Source organism: Microlunatus antarcticus, assembly GCF_014193425.1.
Classification (GTDB): Bacteria; Actinomycetota; Actinomycetes; order Propionibacteriales; family Propionibacteriaceae; genus Microlunatus; species Microlunatus antarcticus.
This window is the reverse complement of record NZ_JACHZG010000001.1, coordinates 3,278,354-3,293,624: the sequence shown is the minus strand read 5'-3', so window position 1 is coordinate 3,293,624 and position 15,271 is coordinate 3,278,354. Positions and strand designations below refer to the sequence as shown.

Genomic DNA, 15,271 nt, shown 5'->3' with positions numbered 1-15,271 from the left:
CCGTCGGAGGTCCTCCTCCGGCGGGCTCACGCCACGTCCGGCACCCGAAGCACGACCCAAGGAGAGCCCAGATGAAGTCCGTCGCCGACCTGGGGGACCTGCGCGGCAAGCGCGTCCTCGTCCGCTGCGACCTGAACGTCCCCCTCGACGGGGAGACGATCACCGACGACGGCCGCATCCGGGCGTCCGTGCCGACCCTCACCCAGCTGCGCGAGGCCGGGGCGCGGGTCGTCGTGATGGCCCACCTGGCCCGGCCCAAGGGCCAGGTGAACCCGAAGTACTCGCTCGCCCCGGCGGCGAAGCGCCTCGGTGAGCTGCTCGGCACCGACGTCGTGCTGGCGCAGGACGTGGTCGGTCCCTCCGCCGAGGCGATGGTCGCCGGTCTGGCCGACGGCGAGATCGGGATGCTCGAGAACGTCCGCTACGAGCCCGCCGAGGAGTCCAAGGTCGACGCCGAGCGCGTCGAGCTGGCCCAGAGGTACGCCGCGTTCGGCGACGTCTTCGTCTCCGACGGCTTCGGCGTCGTGCACCGCAAGCAGGCCAGCGTGTACGACGTGGCCTCGCTGCTCCCGAACGCGGCCGGCGGGCTCGTGCTGGCCGAGGTCGAGGTGCTGAAGCGTCTCACCGAGTCGCCCGAGCGCCCGTACGTCGTCGTCCTCGGCGGCGCCAAGGTGTCGGACAAGCTCGCCGTGATCGCCAACCTGCTCGGCACCGCCGACACCGTCGTGGTCGGCGGCGGCATGCTCTTCACCTTCCTCGCGGCCCAGGGCCACGAGGTCGGCACCAGCCTCCTCGAGCGCGACCAGATCGACACCGTCCGCGGCTACCTCGAGCAGGCGGAGGCGACCGGCAAGCGGATCGTGCTGCCGACCGACATCGTCGTGGCGCCCGAGTTCAAGGCGGACGCCACGCCGACCGTGGTCGCCGCCGACGCGATGCCGGCCGACCAGCTCGGCCTCGACATCGGTCCGGAGTCCGCGAAGGCGTTCGCCGACGTCGTCCGCGGCGCGAAGACCGTCTTCTGGAACGGTCCGATGGGCGTCGCCGAGTGGGCGGCGTTCGCGAACGGGACCCGGGCCGTGGCCCAGGCCCTCACCGAGGTCGACGGGCTGTCGGTGGTCGGCGGGGGAGACTCCGCCGCGGCGGTGCGCGACCTCGGCTTCGCCGACGACGACTTCGGCCACATCTCCACCGGCGGCGGCGCCAGCCTCGAGTACCTCGAGGGCAAGACGCTGCCCGGCCTGGCCGTCCTGGGCTGAGCCGGCACCACCCGTACGTCCCCCCGCACCACTCCCGAGCAGACGAAGGACCACCTGTGCCCCGCACGCCGCTGATGGCCGGCAACTGGAAGATGAACCTCAACCACGTCGAGGCGGTGGGCCTGGTGCAGAAGCTGGCCTGGACGCTGGAGGACAAGAAGTACGACCCGGCGCGCTGCGAGGTCGTCGTGCTGCCGCCCTTCACCGACCTCCGCTCGGTGCAGACGCTGATCGACGGCGACCGGCTCAAGCTGGTCTACGGCGCGCAGGACGTCTCGGCGAACGACGCGGGTCAGTACACCGGCGAGATCTCGGCGGCGATGCTGGCCAAGCTCGGCTGCCGCTACGTCACCGTCGGGCACTCGGAGCGCCGCTTCTACCACCACGAGGACGACGCGCTGGTCAACATCAAGGCCCGCAAGGCGATCGCGGCCGGCATCGCGCCGATCATCTGCGTCGGGGAGGGCCGGGACGTGCGGCAGTCCGGCGACCACGTCGCCTACGTCGAGGCCCAGGTCCACGCGGCCCTCGCCGACATCACGGCCGAGCAGGCCGCCTCCGTCGTCATTGCGTACGAGCCCGTGTGGGCGATCGGGACCGGCGAGGTCGCGAGCCCGGAGAACGCGCAGGAGGTGTGCAGCGCGGTCCGCGGCGTCGTGGCCGAGCTCTACTCCGACGCCGTCGCCGACACGGTTCGCGTGCTCTACGGCGGTTCGGTCAAGGCCGACAACGTCGCGGCCACCATGGCCCAGCCCGACGTGGACGGCTGCCTGGTCGGCGGGTCCAGCCTCAAGGTGGACGAGTTCTCCGCCATCGCGCGGTTCTACGACCTGCCCGCCTGACCCACTCGCGGCACCCGCCGTCGCAGTTCCTGCCCCACGAGTCACAGGTTCTTCACGTTCACGTGAAAATCCGACGCTGGCCACACCAGATCTGGTGTGGCCAGTGCCAGTTTCTCGTGCAGAGCGGGTCGGCCGGCCGACCTCCCGCCACGACGGGTGCCGACGCTCGGACGTACGGTCCCGTCGTGGGCCTGGGTTAAAGTTGGCGCGTGCCTGTGCTCGTGCCCCTGATGACCACCCCGATCCTGATCTTCACGATCGTGCTGGTCGTGACCAGCGTGACGCTGGCGCTGTTCGTGCTGCTCCACAAGGGCCGCGGCGGTGGCCTGTCCGACCTCTTCGGCGGCGGGATCTCGTCGTCGATGGGCGGCTCGTCGGTCGCCGAGCGCAACCTCGACCGGCTGACGATCATCATCGCGGTGATCTGGCTGGCCTGCATCGTGGCGCTGGGGCTGCTCTACAAGCTCGGCTCGTAGGACCACGACCTCCGTCGGCGCGCCGACCGGACGTCTCACATTCGCACGTCCGAGGATGTGCACGGGCGACGGGCGTGATGTGCTCGCCCCACAAGCAATGATCGGGGGATCAGACGGTGGCTGGTAGCGGGAGTGCGATCCGGGGTAGCCGGGTCGGCGCAGGACCGATGGGCGAGGCCGAGCGCGGGGACACCGCGGCGAGGCTCTACGTCTCCTACTACTGCTCGTCCGGGCACGAGACGCGGCCGGCCTTCGCCGCCGACGCCGCCGTCCCGTCGGTGTGGGACTGCCCGCGCTGCGGGATGCCGTCCAACCTGGACTCGAAGAACCCCCCGCCCCCGCCGAAGAACGAGCCGTACAAGACGCACCTTGCGTACGTGAAGGAACGGCGGAGCGACCACGAGGCCGCCACGATCCTGAGCGAGGCGCTCCAGACGCTGCGCGACCGGCGTGCGCGCGGCGAGGTCATCTACTGACCGTCCCGCCGCGGCCACCTCCGCGGTACGCCGGCTTCGAGGGCCTGTACGCGTCGGACGCCGTGGACCTGGCGGTCGCGACGTTCCTCGGGGTCTTCGCCGGGGCAACGGTGGGTGCCCCCGTACGCGACGCCCACCGCATCGACGAGGTGCTCGCCTGGCTGGCCGGCATCCCGATGAACTCGGGCCTCCTCGGCACGACCGACCGGACCACCTGGGAGCTCCTGCAGCCGTACGTCCTCGAGACCGCCTGTCTCTGGGAGCAGGCCCGGGTCGCCTCCACCCGGACCGTTGGCGGCGACCACGCCCGGACCGTCTGCTGCCTGCTCCGGCGGGGGGAGAACGTCCTCGGGTCCGCCGACCCGCAGCGCACGATGCGCGAGCTGCTCGACGGCGTGGAGCTGCGGTGACCGACGCGACCATCCCGGCTCGGCCCGACGTCCTCGCGCGCTACCTGCACGGGGCGGTCGCGCTGGTCGTGCGGGTCGCGCTCGTCGTCCAGCTCGGGCTGATCCTCGCGGGCGGGACGGACGTGAACACGGGGGAGACCGCGGCCGACACCGGCGTCGCGATCCGGCTCGCCCGGCTGGTCAGCTACTTCACCATCCAGAGCAACGTCCTCGTGCTGGTCGCCTCGATCACCCTCGCCCTGGCGCCCACGCGGGACGGACGGGCCTGGCGGGTCCTGCGGCTGGACTCCTTGCTCGCGATCGCCATCACGGGGATCGTCTACAACACCCTGCTCGCGCGGCTCGTGCACCTCGACGGGCTCGCCCTGTGGACGAACGCCGCCTTGCACATCGTGTCGCCCGTCGCGACGATCGGCGTGTGGCTGCTGGTCGGGCCGCGGCCCCGGATCACCTGGGGCGCTGTCGCGTGGGCCTTCGTCTGGCCGGTCGCCTGGATCGTCGGCACCTTCGTCCGCGGGGCGATCACGGGGTGGTACCCGTACCCCTTTATGGACGCGGCGGACCTCGGCTACCCGCGGGCGATCGGCGTCACGAGCCTGGTCGTCGTCCTGGCGCTGGTGCTCGCGGTCGCGCTGAAGGCGCTCGACGGGCGCCTGCGCCCGAGGAACCGGCGCCCGCGCGCCTGACTCCCGCCGCGACTAGCGGGACGAGCCCGCGACGGTCTCGACGTCGGCGGGCAGGTCGGCGGCCGCAGCCGTGTCCACGAGCCAGATCGTCGCCTCGGTCCCGGAGGCCAGCGCGGCCGGCACGGGGTCGGGACCGGTGCCCAGCACCCCCTTCGCCACCGCCTCGGCCTTCTCGGCCCCGCTCACGCAGAACCACACCTGGCGCGACCGGTCGATGACGTCCATGGTCACGCTGATCCGGTCCGGAGGCGGCTTGGGCGAGTCCCGGACGGCGATGACCGAACCCGGCGTCCGCAGCGACGGGTGACCCGGGAACAACGAGGCCACGTGCCCGTCCGGGCCCATGCCGAGCAGGCAGACGTCGAAGACCGTGTTCCCGAGCTCGGCCGCGTACGCCGCGGCCGCCTCGTCGAGGTCGAGGTCGCCGTCGGAGGAGGGCATGACGTGCACGAAGCGCTCGTCGAGGCGCAGGGGACCGCGCAGCACGTCGAGCGTGCCGTCGGCGTTGCGGTCGGGGTCGCCGGCCGGGACGAAGCGTTCGTCGCCCCACCACAGGGAGACCCGCGACCAGTCCACGTCGCCGGGCCCGTCGGCGGCGAGGCGGGCGTACGCCTTCGTCGCGATGCCGCCGCCGGTGAGGCACACCTGGGGCGTGCGCCCCCGCGCCTGGAGGTCGGCGAGGGTGCTCGTCAGCCGGGCGGCCAGCGCCTCGGCGACGGCGTCGGGGCCGTCGTGGACGACGATCTCAGCGGGGGTGGGCACGGTGCGGCACGCTCCTTCGGCAGCAGCCTCCGCGCGGTGCGGAGACACGACGCCGGACGGACCACGAGGGTCCGTCCGGCGTCAGGGTCAGCTCTCAGCTGTTGGGGTCGTCGACGTCCGTCGACTCGCCCGGCGTCTTGCCCTTCTTGGCGTCGTCGAGGGCGGTCTGCACCGTCTCGACGAGCTCGGCCCAGGACTTGTCGAACTTGTCGACGCCCTCTTTCTCGAGCACGTCCCAGACGTCGTCGAGGTCGACCCCGACGGCCTCCAGCTGCGCGAAGGTCTCCGACGCCTCCTCCTCGGTCCCGCTCACGCGGTCGCCGGTGAGCTCACCGTGGTCGGCGAAGGCCTGCATGGTCTTCTCCGGCATGGTGTTGACGGTGTTGGCCACCACGAGCTCGGACACGTAGACCGTGTCGGGCAGGTCCGGGCTCTTGACCCCGGTCGAGGCCCACAGCGGCCGCTGCCGGTTGGCGCCCTTCTCCTGCAGCGCGGCGAAGCGCTCCGAGGCGAAGACCTCCTCGTACGCGGCGTAGGCCAGCCGGCCGTTGGCGATGGCCGCCTTGCCCTTGAGCGCCTTGGCCTCGTCGCTGCCGATGGCGTCGAGCCGCTTGTCGACCTCGGAGTCGACGCGCGAGATGAAGAACGACGCGACCGACTGGATGCGGCTGAGGTCGTGGCCGTTGGCCGCGGCCTGCTCCAGACCGGTCAGGTAGGCGTCCATCACCGCGCGGTAGCGCTCGAGCGAGAAGATGAGCGTCACGTTCACGCTGATCCCCTCGCCGATGGCCGAGGTGATGGCCGGCAGGCCCGGCTTCGTCGCGGGGATCTTGATCAGCACGTTGGGCCGGTCGACGATCTTCCACAGGTCGGACGCCTGGGCGGTGGTGCCCTCGGTGTCCATGGCCAGACCGGGCTCGACCTCGATGGACACGCGTCCGTCGACCCCGTTCGTCGCCTCGTACACGCCCTTGAACAGGTCGCACGCGTGGCGCACGTCGTCCGAGGTCAGCGCCTTGATGGCGTCCGCCACGGCGGTGTCCCGGGCGGCGAGCTCACGCACCTGGTCGTTGTACGCCGCCCCGTTGGAGAGCGCCGAGGCGAAGATCGTCGGGTTGGTGGTGACACCGCTGACCGACGAGTTCTTGATCAGGCCCTCGAGGTTGCCCGTGTTCAGGCGTTCGCGGGACAGGTCGTCCAGCCAGATGGACACGCCTTCGTCGGCGAGGCCCTTCAGTCGATCGCTCATGGTCGTCCTTCGTTCGCGAGATGGGTGGGTGTGATGGTGCTCAGCTGATCGTGGCGCCGGCGTCGGGCTCGTGGTCGCCGGTGTTCTTGGGGCCGGAGGCCGCCGCGTGCAGCGGGGCTCCCGCCTCGTCGGCGTGGGCGAGGCTCTCGCGCGCCGCTGCGGCCACGGTCTCGGGGGTGAACCCGAACTCCTTGAACAGCAGCGCACCGTCGGCGCTCGCGCCGTAGTGGTTGATGCTGACGATCCGGCCGGCGTCGCCGACGATGTCGCGCCAGCTGCCGGAGACCCCGGCCTCGACGCTGACCCGCGCCTTGACGGCGGCCGGGATGACCGACTCGCGGTAGGCGTCGTCCTGCTCGTCGAACCACTCGCGGCACGGCATCGAGACCACGCGGGTCTTGACGCCCTCGCCGGCCAGCACCTCGGCCGCGGCGACCGCGAGCGGGACCTCGGAACCGGTGGCGACGATGATCACGGTCTTGTCCGCGTCGGCGTCGCCGAACTCCTTGAGCACGTACGCGCCCTTGGCCACGCCCTCGGTGGTGGCGTAGCCGTCGGCCCCGCGCGGCACGATCGGCAGGTTCTGCCGGCTGAGGATCAGCGCGGCCGGCCGGTCGGAGTTGTGCAGGATCGCCGCCCAGGAGGCCGCCGTCTCGTTCGCGTCGGCCGGGCGGACGACGTCGAGCCCCGGGATGAGCCGGAGGGAGGAGACGTGCTCGATCGGCTGGTGGGTCGGGCCGTCCTCGCCCAGGCCGATGGAGTCGTGGGTCCAGACGTAGGTGACGGGCACCCGCATCAGGGCCGACAGCCGCACCGCACCGCGCATGTAGTCGGAGAAGGTGAGGAAGGTGCCGCCGTAGGGACGCGTGCCGCCGTGGACCTTGATGCCGTTGAGGATGGCGCCCATCGCGTGCTCGCGGATGCCGAAGTGCAGCACCCGGCCGTACGGGCTCCCCTGGAACTCCTCGGTCTGCCGGTCGGTCGGCAGGAAGCTCGGCTGGCCCTTGGGGGTGGTGTTGTTCGAGCCGGCCAGGTCGGCTGATCCGCCCCAGAGCTCGGGCAGGCGGGGAGCGAGCGCGGTGAGCACGCTGCCGGAGGCGGCGCGGGTGGCGACGCCCTTGGGGTCGGCGTCCCAGGTCGGGAGCGCCTCCTCCCAGCCCGGGGTCAGCTCGTCGTCGACCATCCGGTCGTAGAGCGCCTTCTCGTCGGAGCGGGTGGCGGCCCAGGTGTCGAAGCCCTTCTGCCACTCGGCCTGGGCGGCCTCACCGCGGTCGCGCAGCCCGCGGGTGTGGGCCAGGACCTCGGGGTCGACGTCGAAGCTCTTCGCCGGGTCGAAGCCGAGCACCTCCTTGAGGGCCGCCACCTCGTCCTTGCCGAGCGCGCTGCCGTGGGCGCCCTCGGTGTTCTGCTTGGTGGGCGAGGGCCAGGCGATGATCGTGCGCAGCTGGATGAAGGTGGGCTGGTCGGTGACCTTCTTGCCCTCCTCGATGGCGTCCAGCAGGGCCTTGACGTTCTCCTTGTACTCGCCGCCCTCGAGCCAGTCGACGGTCGCGACGTGCCAGCCGTACGCGGCGTAGCGGGCGGCCGTGTCCTCGGTCAGCGCGATCTCGGTGTGGCCCTCGATCGAGATGAAGTTGCGGTCGTAGATCAGCGTGAGGTTGCCCAGGCGCTGCGTGCCGGCGAGCGAGGACGCCTCGGAGCTGATGCCCTCCTCGATGTCGCCGTCGGAGGCCAGGCAGTAGATGTGGTGGTCGAAGACCGACTCGCCCAGGGGCGCGTCCGGGTCGAGCAGGCCGCGCTCGCGGCGGGCGGCCATCGCCATGCCGACCGCGTTCGCGATGCCCTGGCCGAGCGGGCCGGTGGTGATCTCGACGCCGTCGGTGTGGCCGTACTCCGGGTGGCCCGGGGTCTTGGAGCCCCAGGTGCGCAGCGCGCCGATGTCCTCGATCTCGAGGCCCCAGCCGCCGAGGTAGAGCTGGAGGTAGAGCGAGATGCTCGAGTGGCCGCAGGAGAGCACGAACCGGTCGCGGCCGGGCCAGTGCGGCTCGGCCGGGTTGTGGCGCATGACCTTCTGGAACAGCAGGTACGCCACCGGCGCCAGGCTGATCGCGGTGCCGGGGTGGCCGTTGCCCACCTTCTGCACCGCGTCGGCGGCGAGGACGCGGACCGTGTCCACCGCCTTGGTGTCGAGGTCCGTCCACCCTTCGGGGAAGACGTCGTCCTCGGTGGGGGAGGTGGTCGCAGTGCTGGTCACAGGCAGTCCTTCCGGGGTGCAGGCGAGGAGCGCCGACCGCGGTTGCGCCGACGACTCCGACGCCCTGACCTTATCCAGCGGAGCGCGCTCACGGACAGGGCCTACCCGTGGTGGGCACCGACCATTCACCCAGACGTCACGCGCGGGTGCGTCCGAACGGCGTGGGACGCGGGTCACGCGGTCGTACGGCCGTCCCGGGACGGCCGCGCACTAACCTGGGCGATGCACCCCCGCGCGCCTGCTGCGCGCCCGCCGCCCGCCGGCTGGGCCCGAGGTGCCGGACGTGAAAGAGTGCAACCTGTGACCGCCCTGGACCTGACCGGCGACGCAGCCGCGGCGGACCGCGGCGACGTGGCCGACCGCACCGGTTCGAGGGCCTCGGCCCGGGACGTGGTCTCGGCCTACGTCAACCTCACCAAGCCGCGCATCATCGAGCTCCTGCTCGTCACGACCGTGCCGGCCATGTTCCTGGCTGCGCGGGGCGTCCCGCCGCTGATGCTGGTCCTGCTCACCATGCTCGGCGGCTGCTTCGCCGCCGCGAGCGCCAACGTCTTCAACTGCGTGCTCGACCGCGACATCGACGAGCGCATGCGGCGTACGCGGCGCCGTGCCCTCCCGCGGCACATGGTCGGTCCGCGGTCCGCGACCGTCTTCGGCGCCGTCCTCGGTGTCGCCGCGACGCTGGTGCTGGGCTACGGCGTCAACTGGCTCTCCGCGTTCCTGGCCCTCGGGGCGAACGCCTTCTACGTCTTCGTCTACACGCTGCTGCTCAAGCGCCGTACGCCGCAGAACATCGTCTGGGGCGGGATCGCCGGCTGCTTCCCCCCGCTGATCGGGTGGACGGCCGTCACCGGCCACATCGCGCTGGCCCCGTTCGTGCTGTTCGCGATCGTCTTCTTCTGGACCCCGCCGCACACCTGGGCGCTCGCGTTCCGCTACCGCGCCGACTACGCCGCGGCCGAGGTCCCGATGCTCCCCGTCGTCCGGTCCGCGCCCTACGTCGCGCGCCAGATGCTGATCTACAGCGTGGTCACGGTGCTGGTCTCGCTGTCCCTCTGGCCGATCGCCGACACCGGCTGGCTCTACCCGTCGGTCGCCGCCGTGGCCGGTCTCGTGTTCCTTGTCGAGGCCTTCCAGCTCTACCTGCGGGCCCGGGCCGGCCTCGTCGACGCCGCGCTGCGCCCGATGCGGCTGTTCCACTGGTCCAACTCGTACCTCGCGCTGATCTTCGTCGCCGCCGCGGTCGACCCGCTCCTGCGCTGACGCTTGCCCCTTGGGCGCGCTGCTCGCTCACTTCTGACTGCTCGTTGCCGCCTCGCGGCGCGTGCTGAGCGCAGATCCCGAGCTGACGCTCCGACGAGCAGTCAGAAGTGAGCGCGGAGTGGGCCGAGGATGAGTCCGTGACGCAGTCCGTGGAGCTCCTGCTCGACCCGGTGTCCGAGGGGGTCGTGCTGGGGGAGTGGGCACGCCTGGCCGAGGCCGGTCTGCCGACCGAGCAGCGGGTGGAGCCCAGCCCGACGCACCGCCCCCACGTGACGCTCTGGGCGGGCCCGTCGATCCCGCCCGAGGTCGACGCCGCCTGGCCCGACCTGATGGCCGGGCTCGAGCTCCCGCTGCTGCTCGGCTCGCTGCTCGCCTTCGGACCGCGGCGGGGGCAGGTGGTCCTGGTGCGTCAGGTCGTGGCGAGCGCCGCGCTGCTGGACCTGCAGACGCAGATCGCGAAACGGTGCGGCGTCGAGCCCGACAGCCACTTCGCGCCCGGTCGCTGGAGCCCGCACGTCACCCTCGCGCGACGCGTACGGGTGGAGCAGCTCGGCGAGGTCGTGGCCGTGCTGGGCGAGGTGCCCGACCTCACGGCGACCGTCCGCACCGCCCGCCGCTGGGACGGCGACGCGAAGGTGGCCTGGGACCTGACCTGACCCCGAGAACGACCACAGCCGCGTACCGGCGAGTCAGCCGCACAGGTCGGGACCTGTGCGGCTGGCTGCGAGGTACGCGGCTGTGGCCGCGGCGGTGACCGCTGGGGTCAGCGGCGACCGGTGCTGAAGTTCGCGGCCGAGTGGCTGCCGGCGCCGGCCGAGCCACCCGTGGAGCCCGAGCTGCTGGTCGAGTAGGCGAGGGAGTTGCCGCCCCCACCGCCACCGGTCGGACGACGACCGCCGGAGGCCGGACGCGCAGGTCCACGACCGGTCTTGGCCGGACCCTGGGCGCTGCGACCGCGACCACCACCGGCGCCACGCGCACCACCGCGGGACTCGCCCTGCGGCGCCGCGCTGCCCGAGCCCGAGCCGCGACGACGACCGGCGCCGGCGTTGCGCGGACGCGAGTCCCCGCCGCCGTTGTCGGAGGAGGCGGGCACCTCGAGGCCACCCGGCAGCGCACGCGCTCCGGGGGCGACCGTGGTGAGGACCGGGTCGGACATGCTCTGCACCCGGGTGGTGGTCGGGTTGATGCCCGCCGCCTTGGTCAGCGAACGCACCTCGCGCAGCTGCTCGCCCGTGGCGAGCGTGACGACGGTGCCGTCGCTGCCGGCGCGGGCGGTACGACCGGAACGGTGCGTGTAGGCCTTGTGCTCGACCGGCGGGTCGGCGTGGACGACCAGGGCGACGTCGTCGACGTGGATGCCGCGGGCGGCGATGTCGGTCGCGACGAGCGTCGTGGCCTTGCCGCTGTGGAAGGCGTCCATGTTGCGCGTCCGGGCGCCCTGGCTCAGGTTGCCGTGCAGGTCGACCGTCGGGATGCCCTTGGAGTTGAGCTGACGGGCGAGCGCCTTGGCGCCGTGCTTGGTGCGGGTGAAGACGACCGTACGGCCCGGCGCGCTGGCCAGGTCGATGAGGACGGGCAGGCGCTGGTCGCGGTCGACGTGCAGCACGTGGTGCGTCATCGTCGAGACGGGGGACAGCGCGGAGTCGGCCTCGTGGACGACCGCGTTGGTGAGGAAGCGCTTCACGAGCACGTCGACCTGGTTGTCCAGGGTGGCCGAGAAGAGCATCCGCTGACCGTCGCGCGGGGTCTGGTCGAGCAGGCGGCGGACGACCGGGAGGAAGCCCAGGTCGGCCATGTGGTCGGCCTCGTCGATGATCGTGATCTCGATGCCGCCGAGGTTGCCCTGGCCCTGCTTGATCAGGTCCTCGAGCCGGCCGGGGCAGGCGATGAGGATGTCGACGCCCTTGCGCAGCGCCGCGACCTGCGGCCCCTGGCCGACGCCGCCGAAGACGGTGCGGGAGGTGAGGCCGGTGGTGGCGGCGAGCGGCGCGAGGGCCGCCTCGATCTGACCGACGAGCTCACGCGTCGGGGCCAGGATCAGGGCCCGGGGGGCACCGGGCCGACGCTTCGGCGAGGTGGCCGACAGGCGGGCGACCAGGGGGAGCAGGAACGCGTAGGTCTTGCCGGAGCCGGTGCGGCCCCGGCCGAGGACGTCGCGCCCGGCGAGGGAGTCGGGCAGCGTCGCGGCCTGGATGGGGGTGGGCTCGGTGATGTCCCGCTTGGCGAGGACGTCGACGAGGGAAGAGGGCACGCCGAGCGTGCTGAAGTCGTGCTGGGTCAAGGAGTTCCGTCCATGATGTCCCGCCGACACCGGCCCGAGATTCTCTCGGGAGGCGCCTCGTACGGAGCCACGGAGGGCTACGACGTACGGACTGCTTGCGGCAGGAGCGAAAGCAAGCTGATGCACTGATCATAGCGCCGCATCGAGAGGTTGAAGTGACAACCACCGCCCTGAGGGGCGTGCGCCTCGTCACGCCGGCGCCGTCGGGGTCACGCGTTCGACATCTGCCCGGGCTTCACTGGGGGCGTGCAGCACGAGCAGGAGGCCGAGACGCCCATCACCGTCGCGATCGAGCGGCGGGTGGACGCCGACCATCAGGCGGAGGCGCTGGCCTGGGTGCAGACCGGGACCAGCCTGGCGAGCCGGATGCCCGGCTACCTGGGTTCGGGCTGGGTGCGCGCCCACGGCTCGTCGTCGCTCTGGTACACCCTCTACCGGTTCGCCGACGCGGCCTCGCTGGCGGGCTGGGAGTCCTCGGACGAACGGCGCTGGTGGCTCCGCAGCGGGGAGGAGTTCGTGCACGACGCCCGGGTGGAGCGGCGTACGGGCATCGAGGGCTGGTTCGACGTCCCGGCCTCGTCGCTCCTCGAACCGGCGGCGGGCCCGGTCCGGAGCGCTCCGCCACGGTGGAAGCAGGCCGTCAGCATCTGGCTCGGCTTCTTCCCGACGAACCTCGTCTTCAGCCTGCTGGTGTCGCTGCTGCCGGTCTGGGGCGTCGTGCCCCTCGCGGCGCGCGTCCTGATCACCACGGTCGTCCTGACCCCGGTGATGACCTACGTCGTGCTGCCCTTCGTCACCGCGCGGCTCCGGCCGTGGCTCGAACGTCCGCCGTCCGGGCGTCGGGACCCGGGGCCGGCCGGGCCGTAGGCGCGCGGCGGACGGCGAGCAGCACGTTCGTCGCCGCGGCGACCGAGAGGGACGCGCCGAGCAGGTGCAGCGCGACGAGCGGGACCGGGACACCGAGGTGGTACTGCGCGAGCCCGAGGGCGGCCTGGAGCACCTCGACCGCGATCAGCAGGACCACCGGGAGGGCGCGGCAGACGACCAGCAGGGCCAGCGTGGCCGCGATCGTCACCCAGACGGCCGCCGCGTGCAGGTGCGTGACGAGGACGCCGTCGAGGCCGTTGCGCACGGCGTTCAGGTCGCCGGCGTGCGGGCCGCTGCCCGTCACGACGGTGCCGAGCCAGACCGCCGCCACCATGCCGGCGAAGGCGACGCGGGCCAGGACGAGGGTCCAGGTGCTGCTCACCCGGACGACCCGGGCTCCGCGGGTGGACCGCACGAGCCCGACCGCCAGGCCGACCAGGGCCATGGAGACGACGAAGTGGAGCCCCACGACCCAGGGGTTGAGGTGGGTGAGGACGCTGATGCCGCCGATGACGATCTGGGCCGGGATGCCGAGCAGCAGGCCACCCGCCAGCCAGCGCAGGTCGCGACGGCGCCCCCCGCGGACCTCGAGCCGGGTCTGGTCGCGCAGGCGGAGCGCGGTGATCCAGGTGAGCGCGACCACCGCGATGAGCACGAAGGTGAGCAGCCGGTTGCCGAACTCGATCGCGCCGTGCACGCCCAGCTCGGGGTGGGAGACGAAGGAGCTCTCGCTGCAGCGGGGCCAGGTGGGGCAGCCGAGGCCCGACGCGGTCAGGCGTACGAGCCCGCCCGTCACCACGATCAGGATGTTGATCGCCAGCGCGGCGACGGCCCACCGGCGCAGCGCGACGGGACCGGTGATCAAGCGCAGCAACCCCATGCCTCCCATCATGCGGTCCAACGGAAGGAGCGCCGGGCGAGGAGCCCTGCGACGACGAGCCACACGGCGAGCACGGCGAAGGGCCAGCCCAGGAGCAGACCGGTCGAGCCCGTCCGCAGGCCCTCGCCCAGGGCGGCCGTGGGCAGCGCCTCGACGACCGGCTGGAGGGCCCGGGGGTAGCGGGAGACGCCGATGACCAGGCCGCCGCCGACGAGCAGCACGACGTAGACCAGGTTGGCGACGGCGAGCGTGGCCTCGGCGCGCAGCCGACCCGCGAGGAGGAGGCCGAGCGCCACGAACGTGGCCGCCCCGAGGACGACGAGGGCCGCGCTGCCCAGGAACGAGCCCGCCGTGTACGCGGGCCGCCAGCCGAGCAGGAGGGCGGCGGTCACCAGGACGACGAGCTGGCCGAGCAGCACCAGGCCGACCGCGAGGGCCTTGCCCGCGAGCAGACCGCCGCGGCCCAGCGGCGTGGCGGCGAGCCGCTCGAGCACGCCGTAGCGCCGCTCGAAGCCGGTGGCGATGGCGACGGACGTGAAGGCCGACGACCACACCGCGAGCCCGAGCACCGAGGGCGCGGCGGAGGCGAGCGGCACGAACCGGCCGTGCGTCGCCGCGGCCAGCACGAGGATCGCCAGCGGGATGACGAGCGCGAGCAGGAGCTGTTCGCCGTTGCGGACCAGCAGCCGGAGCTCGGTGAGGGCGTGCCGCACGACACGTCGTCCGGCCGGTGCGGCCCCGGGGGCGGGGGAGAGGTCGAGCACGGGCTGGAGGCGGGGCGTGGTCATCCGACGACCCCGTGCGTCCGGGCCAGGAACACGCTCTCCAGGCTCTCGCCGCCGGCCGTCAGCTCGTCGACGGTGCCGGACGCGGCGACCTGGCCGCGGTCGATCATCCAGACCTGGTCGGCCAGCGCCGTGGCCTCGTCCATCGCGTGGGTCGTCAGCACGATCGAGACGCCGGCGGCGCGCAGCTCGCGGAGCAGCTCCCAGGTCGCGCGCCGGGCGTGCGGGTCCATGCCGGCCGTCGGCTCGTCCAGGAACACCAGCTCCGGGCGCCCGACCAGGGCGCCGGCGAGGTTGACGGCCTGCTGCTGACCGCCGGACAGCCGACGGTAGGGGGTGCGGGCGTACGCGCCGATGCCCAGCCGCGCGACCAGCGCGTCGACGTCGAGCGGGTGGGCGTAGAGCGAGGCGAGGTAGCGCAGCAGCTCGACCGCGCGGATCCCGGACCACGAGCCCGTGCTCTGCGGCATGAGGCCGACGGCCGCCGTGACCTCCGGCGAGCCGGGGGCCCGGCCGAGCACGCGCACCTCGCCGCCGTCGGGGGTGACGAGGCCGGTGCAGCACCGCAGCAGGGTGGTCTTGCCAGCCCCGTTGGGACCGAGGAGCGCGGTGAGGGCTCCGGTCCTGGCCGTGAGACTGAGGCCGTCGAGCACCGTCCGGCCGCCGAGGTCGACCGCGAGGTCGCGCACCTCCAGCGCGGGACCGGACGGGCTGGGCACGCCGTGAGTCTAGGCGGCGGGCGCGTGCCGGAACGGCCGCGTGAGGGCCGTCACGACGG

The 15,271-nt window shown here is 72.7% G+C and carries 16 protein-coding genes; 9 read left to right on the top strand and 7 right to left on the bottom strand.

All coding sequences use genetic code 11. The annotated features are described in order from the left end of the window. Window positions 1-71: 71 nt before the first annotated feature. The 6 genes from FHX39_RS15475 to FHX39_RS21355 all read left to right on the top strand — a co-directional run bounded on the left by FHX39_RS15475 (window position 72) and on the right by FHX39_RS21355 (window position 4,149). Window positions 72-1,259 carry a phosphoglycerate kinase gene (locus FHX39_RS15475; RefSeq protein WP_183339874.1) on the top strand — a complete coding sequence of 396 codons (1,188 nt, stop codon included), beginning with the start codon at window positions 72-74 and terminating at the stop codon, window positions 1,257-1,259. 56 nt (window positions 1,260-1,315) lie between these two features. Continuing rightward, entirely contained in the window at window positions 1,316-2,101 is a 786-nt protein-coding gene (gene tpiA, locus FHX39_RS15470; protein WP_332836860.1) for a triose-phosphate isomerase, read from the top strand. A 230-nt stretch (window positions 2,102-2,331) separates the two neighbouring features. Then, window positions 2,332-2,577 (top strand): preprotein translocase subunit SecG, encoded by a 246-nt coding sequence (gene secG, locus FHX39_RS15465; protein ID WP_183341538.1) that lies wholly within the window; start codon window positions 2,332-2,334, stop codon window positions 2,575-2,577. A gap of 116 nt (window positions 2,578-2,693) precedes the next feature. After that, window positions 2,694-3,053, top strand: coding sequence for an RNA polymerase-binding protein RbpA (locus tag FHX39_RS15460; RefSeq protein WP_183339873.1), 360 nt, complete (start codon window positions 2,694-2,696; stop codon window positions 3,051-3,053). A gap of 62 nt (window positions 3,054-3,115) precedes the next feature. After that, window positions 3,116-3,463 carry a hypothetical protein gene (locus FHX39_RS15455; protein WP_183339872.1) on the top strand — a complete coding sequence of 116 codons (348 nt, stop codon included), beginning with the start codon at window positions 3,116-3,118 and terminating at the stop codon, window positions 3,461-3,463. Beyond that, window positions 3,460-4,149 carry a Pr6Pr family membrane protein gene (locus tag FHX39_RS21355; protein ID WP_198423427.1) on the top strand — a complete coding sequence of 230 codons (690 nt, stop codon included), beginning with the start codon at window positions 3,460-3,462 and terminating at the stop codon, window positions 4,147-4,149. The genes FHX39_RS15455 and FHX39_RS21355 overlap by 4 nt, the downstream gene beginning before the upstream one ends. Before the next feature lie 12 nt (window positions 4,150-4,161). On the opposite strand, the gene pgl is transcribed toward FHX39_RS21355, so the two are convergent. From pgl to tkt, 3 genes are all read right to left on the bottom strand, one after another. Further along, a complete protein-coding gene (pgl, locus tag FHX39_RS15445) occupies window positions 4,162-4,911 on the bottom strand; it encodes a 6-phosphogluconolactonase (protein ID WP_332836859.1) in 750 nt (249 codons plus the stop codon). Between the two features lie 94 nt (window positions 4,912-5,005). Continuing rightward, window positions 5,006-6,160 (bottom strand): transaldolase, encoded by a 1,155-nt coding sequence (gene tal / locus FHX39_RS15440; protein ID WP_183339871.1) that lies wholly within the window; start codon window positions 6,158-6,160, stop codon window positions 5,006-5,008. Window positions 6,161-6,200: 40 nt separating this feature from the next. Beyond that, window positions 6,201-8,414, bottom strand: a complete 2,214-nt coding sequence (gene tkt, locus FHX39_RS15435; protein ID WP_183339870.1) for a transketolase — start codon at window positions 8,412-8,414, stop codon at window positions 6,201-6,203. Between the two features lie 315 nt (window positions 8,415-8,729). Here tkt and FHX39_RS15430 point away from each other — a divergent pair, with 315 nt between their 5' ends. After that, entirely contained in the window at window positions 8,730-9,677 is a 948-nt protein-coding gene (locus FHX39_RS15430; protein WP_332836954.1) for a heme o synthase, read from the top strand. 137 nt (window positions 9,678-9,814) lie between these two features. Continuing rightward, window positions 9,815-10,333: a 2'-5' RNA ligase family protein gene (locus tag FHX39_RS15425; protein ID WP_183339868.1), complete on the top strand. Its 519-nt coding sequence runs from the start codon at window positions 9,815-9,817 to the stop codon at window positions 10,331-10,333. A gap of 107 nt (window positions 10,334-10,440) precedes the next feature. Here the strand turns inward: FHX39_RS15425 and FHX39_RS15420 are convergent, their stop codons facing one another. Then, window positions 10,441-11,961: a DEAD/DEAH box helicase gene (locus tag FHX39_RS15420; RefSeq protein ID WP_183339867.1), complete on the bottom strand. Its 1,521-nt coding sequence runs from the start codon at window positions 11,959-11,961 to the stop codon at window positions 10,441-10,443. 246 nt (window positions 11,962-12,207) lie between these two features. On the opposite strand from FHX39_RS15420, the gene FHX39_RS15415 reads away from it, so the two are divergent. Further along, window positions 12,208-12,828 carry an antibiotic biosynthesis monooxygenase gene (locus FHX39_RS15415; RefSeq protein ID WP_183339866.1) on the top strand — a complete coding sequence of 207 codons (621 nt, stop codon included), beginning with the start codon at window positions 12,208-12,210 and terminating at the stop codon, window positions 12,826-12,828. On the opposite strand, the gene FHX39_RS15410 is transcribed toward FHX39_RS15415, so the two are convergent. Genes FHX39_RS15410 through FHX39_RS15400 form a run of 3 tightly spaced genes read right to left on the bottom strand, consistent with a single transcriptional unit; the run spans window position 12,755 to window position 15,188 of the window. Next, a complete protein-coding gene (locus tag FHX39_RS15410; protein WP_183339865.1) occupies window positions 12,755-13,708 on the bottom strand; it encodes a COX15/CtaA family protein in 954 nt (317 codons plus the stop codon). The two genes, FHX39_RS15415 and FHX39_RS15410, sit on opposite strands and share 74 nt — an antisense overlap. An 8-nt stretch (window positions 13,709-13,716) precedes the next feature. Then, the gene (locus FHX39_RS15405; protein ID WP_183339864.1) at window positions 13,717-14,496 is read right to left on the bottom strand and encodes an ABC transporter permease; all 780 of its coding nucleotides are present in this window, start codon (window positions 14,494-14,496) and stop codon (window positions 13,717-13,719) included. Beyond that, window positions 14,493-15,188 carry an ABC transporter ATP-binding protein gene (locus tag FHX39_RS15400; protein ID WP_198423935.1) on the bottom strand — a complete coding sequence of 232 codons (696 nt, stop codon included), beginning with the start codon at window positions 15,186-15,188 and terminating at the stop codon, window positions 14,493-14,495. Before FHX39_RS15400 ends, FHX39_RS15405 begins: the two co-directional genes overlap by 4 nt. Window positions 15,189-15,271 lie beyond the last annotated feature (83 nt).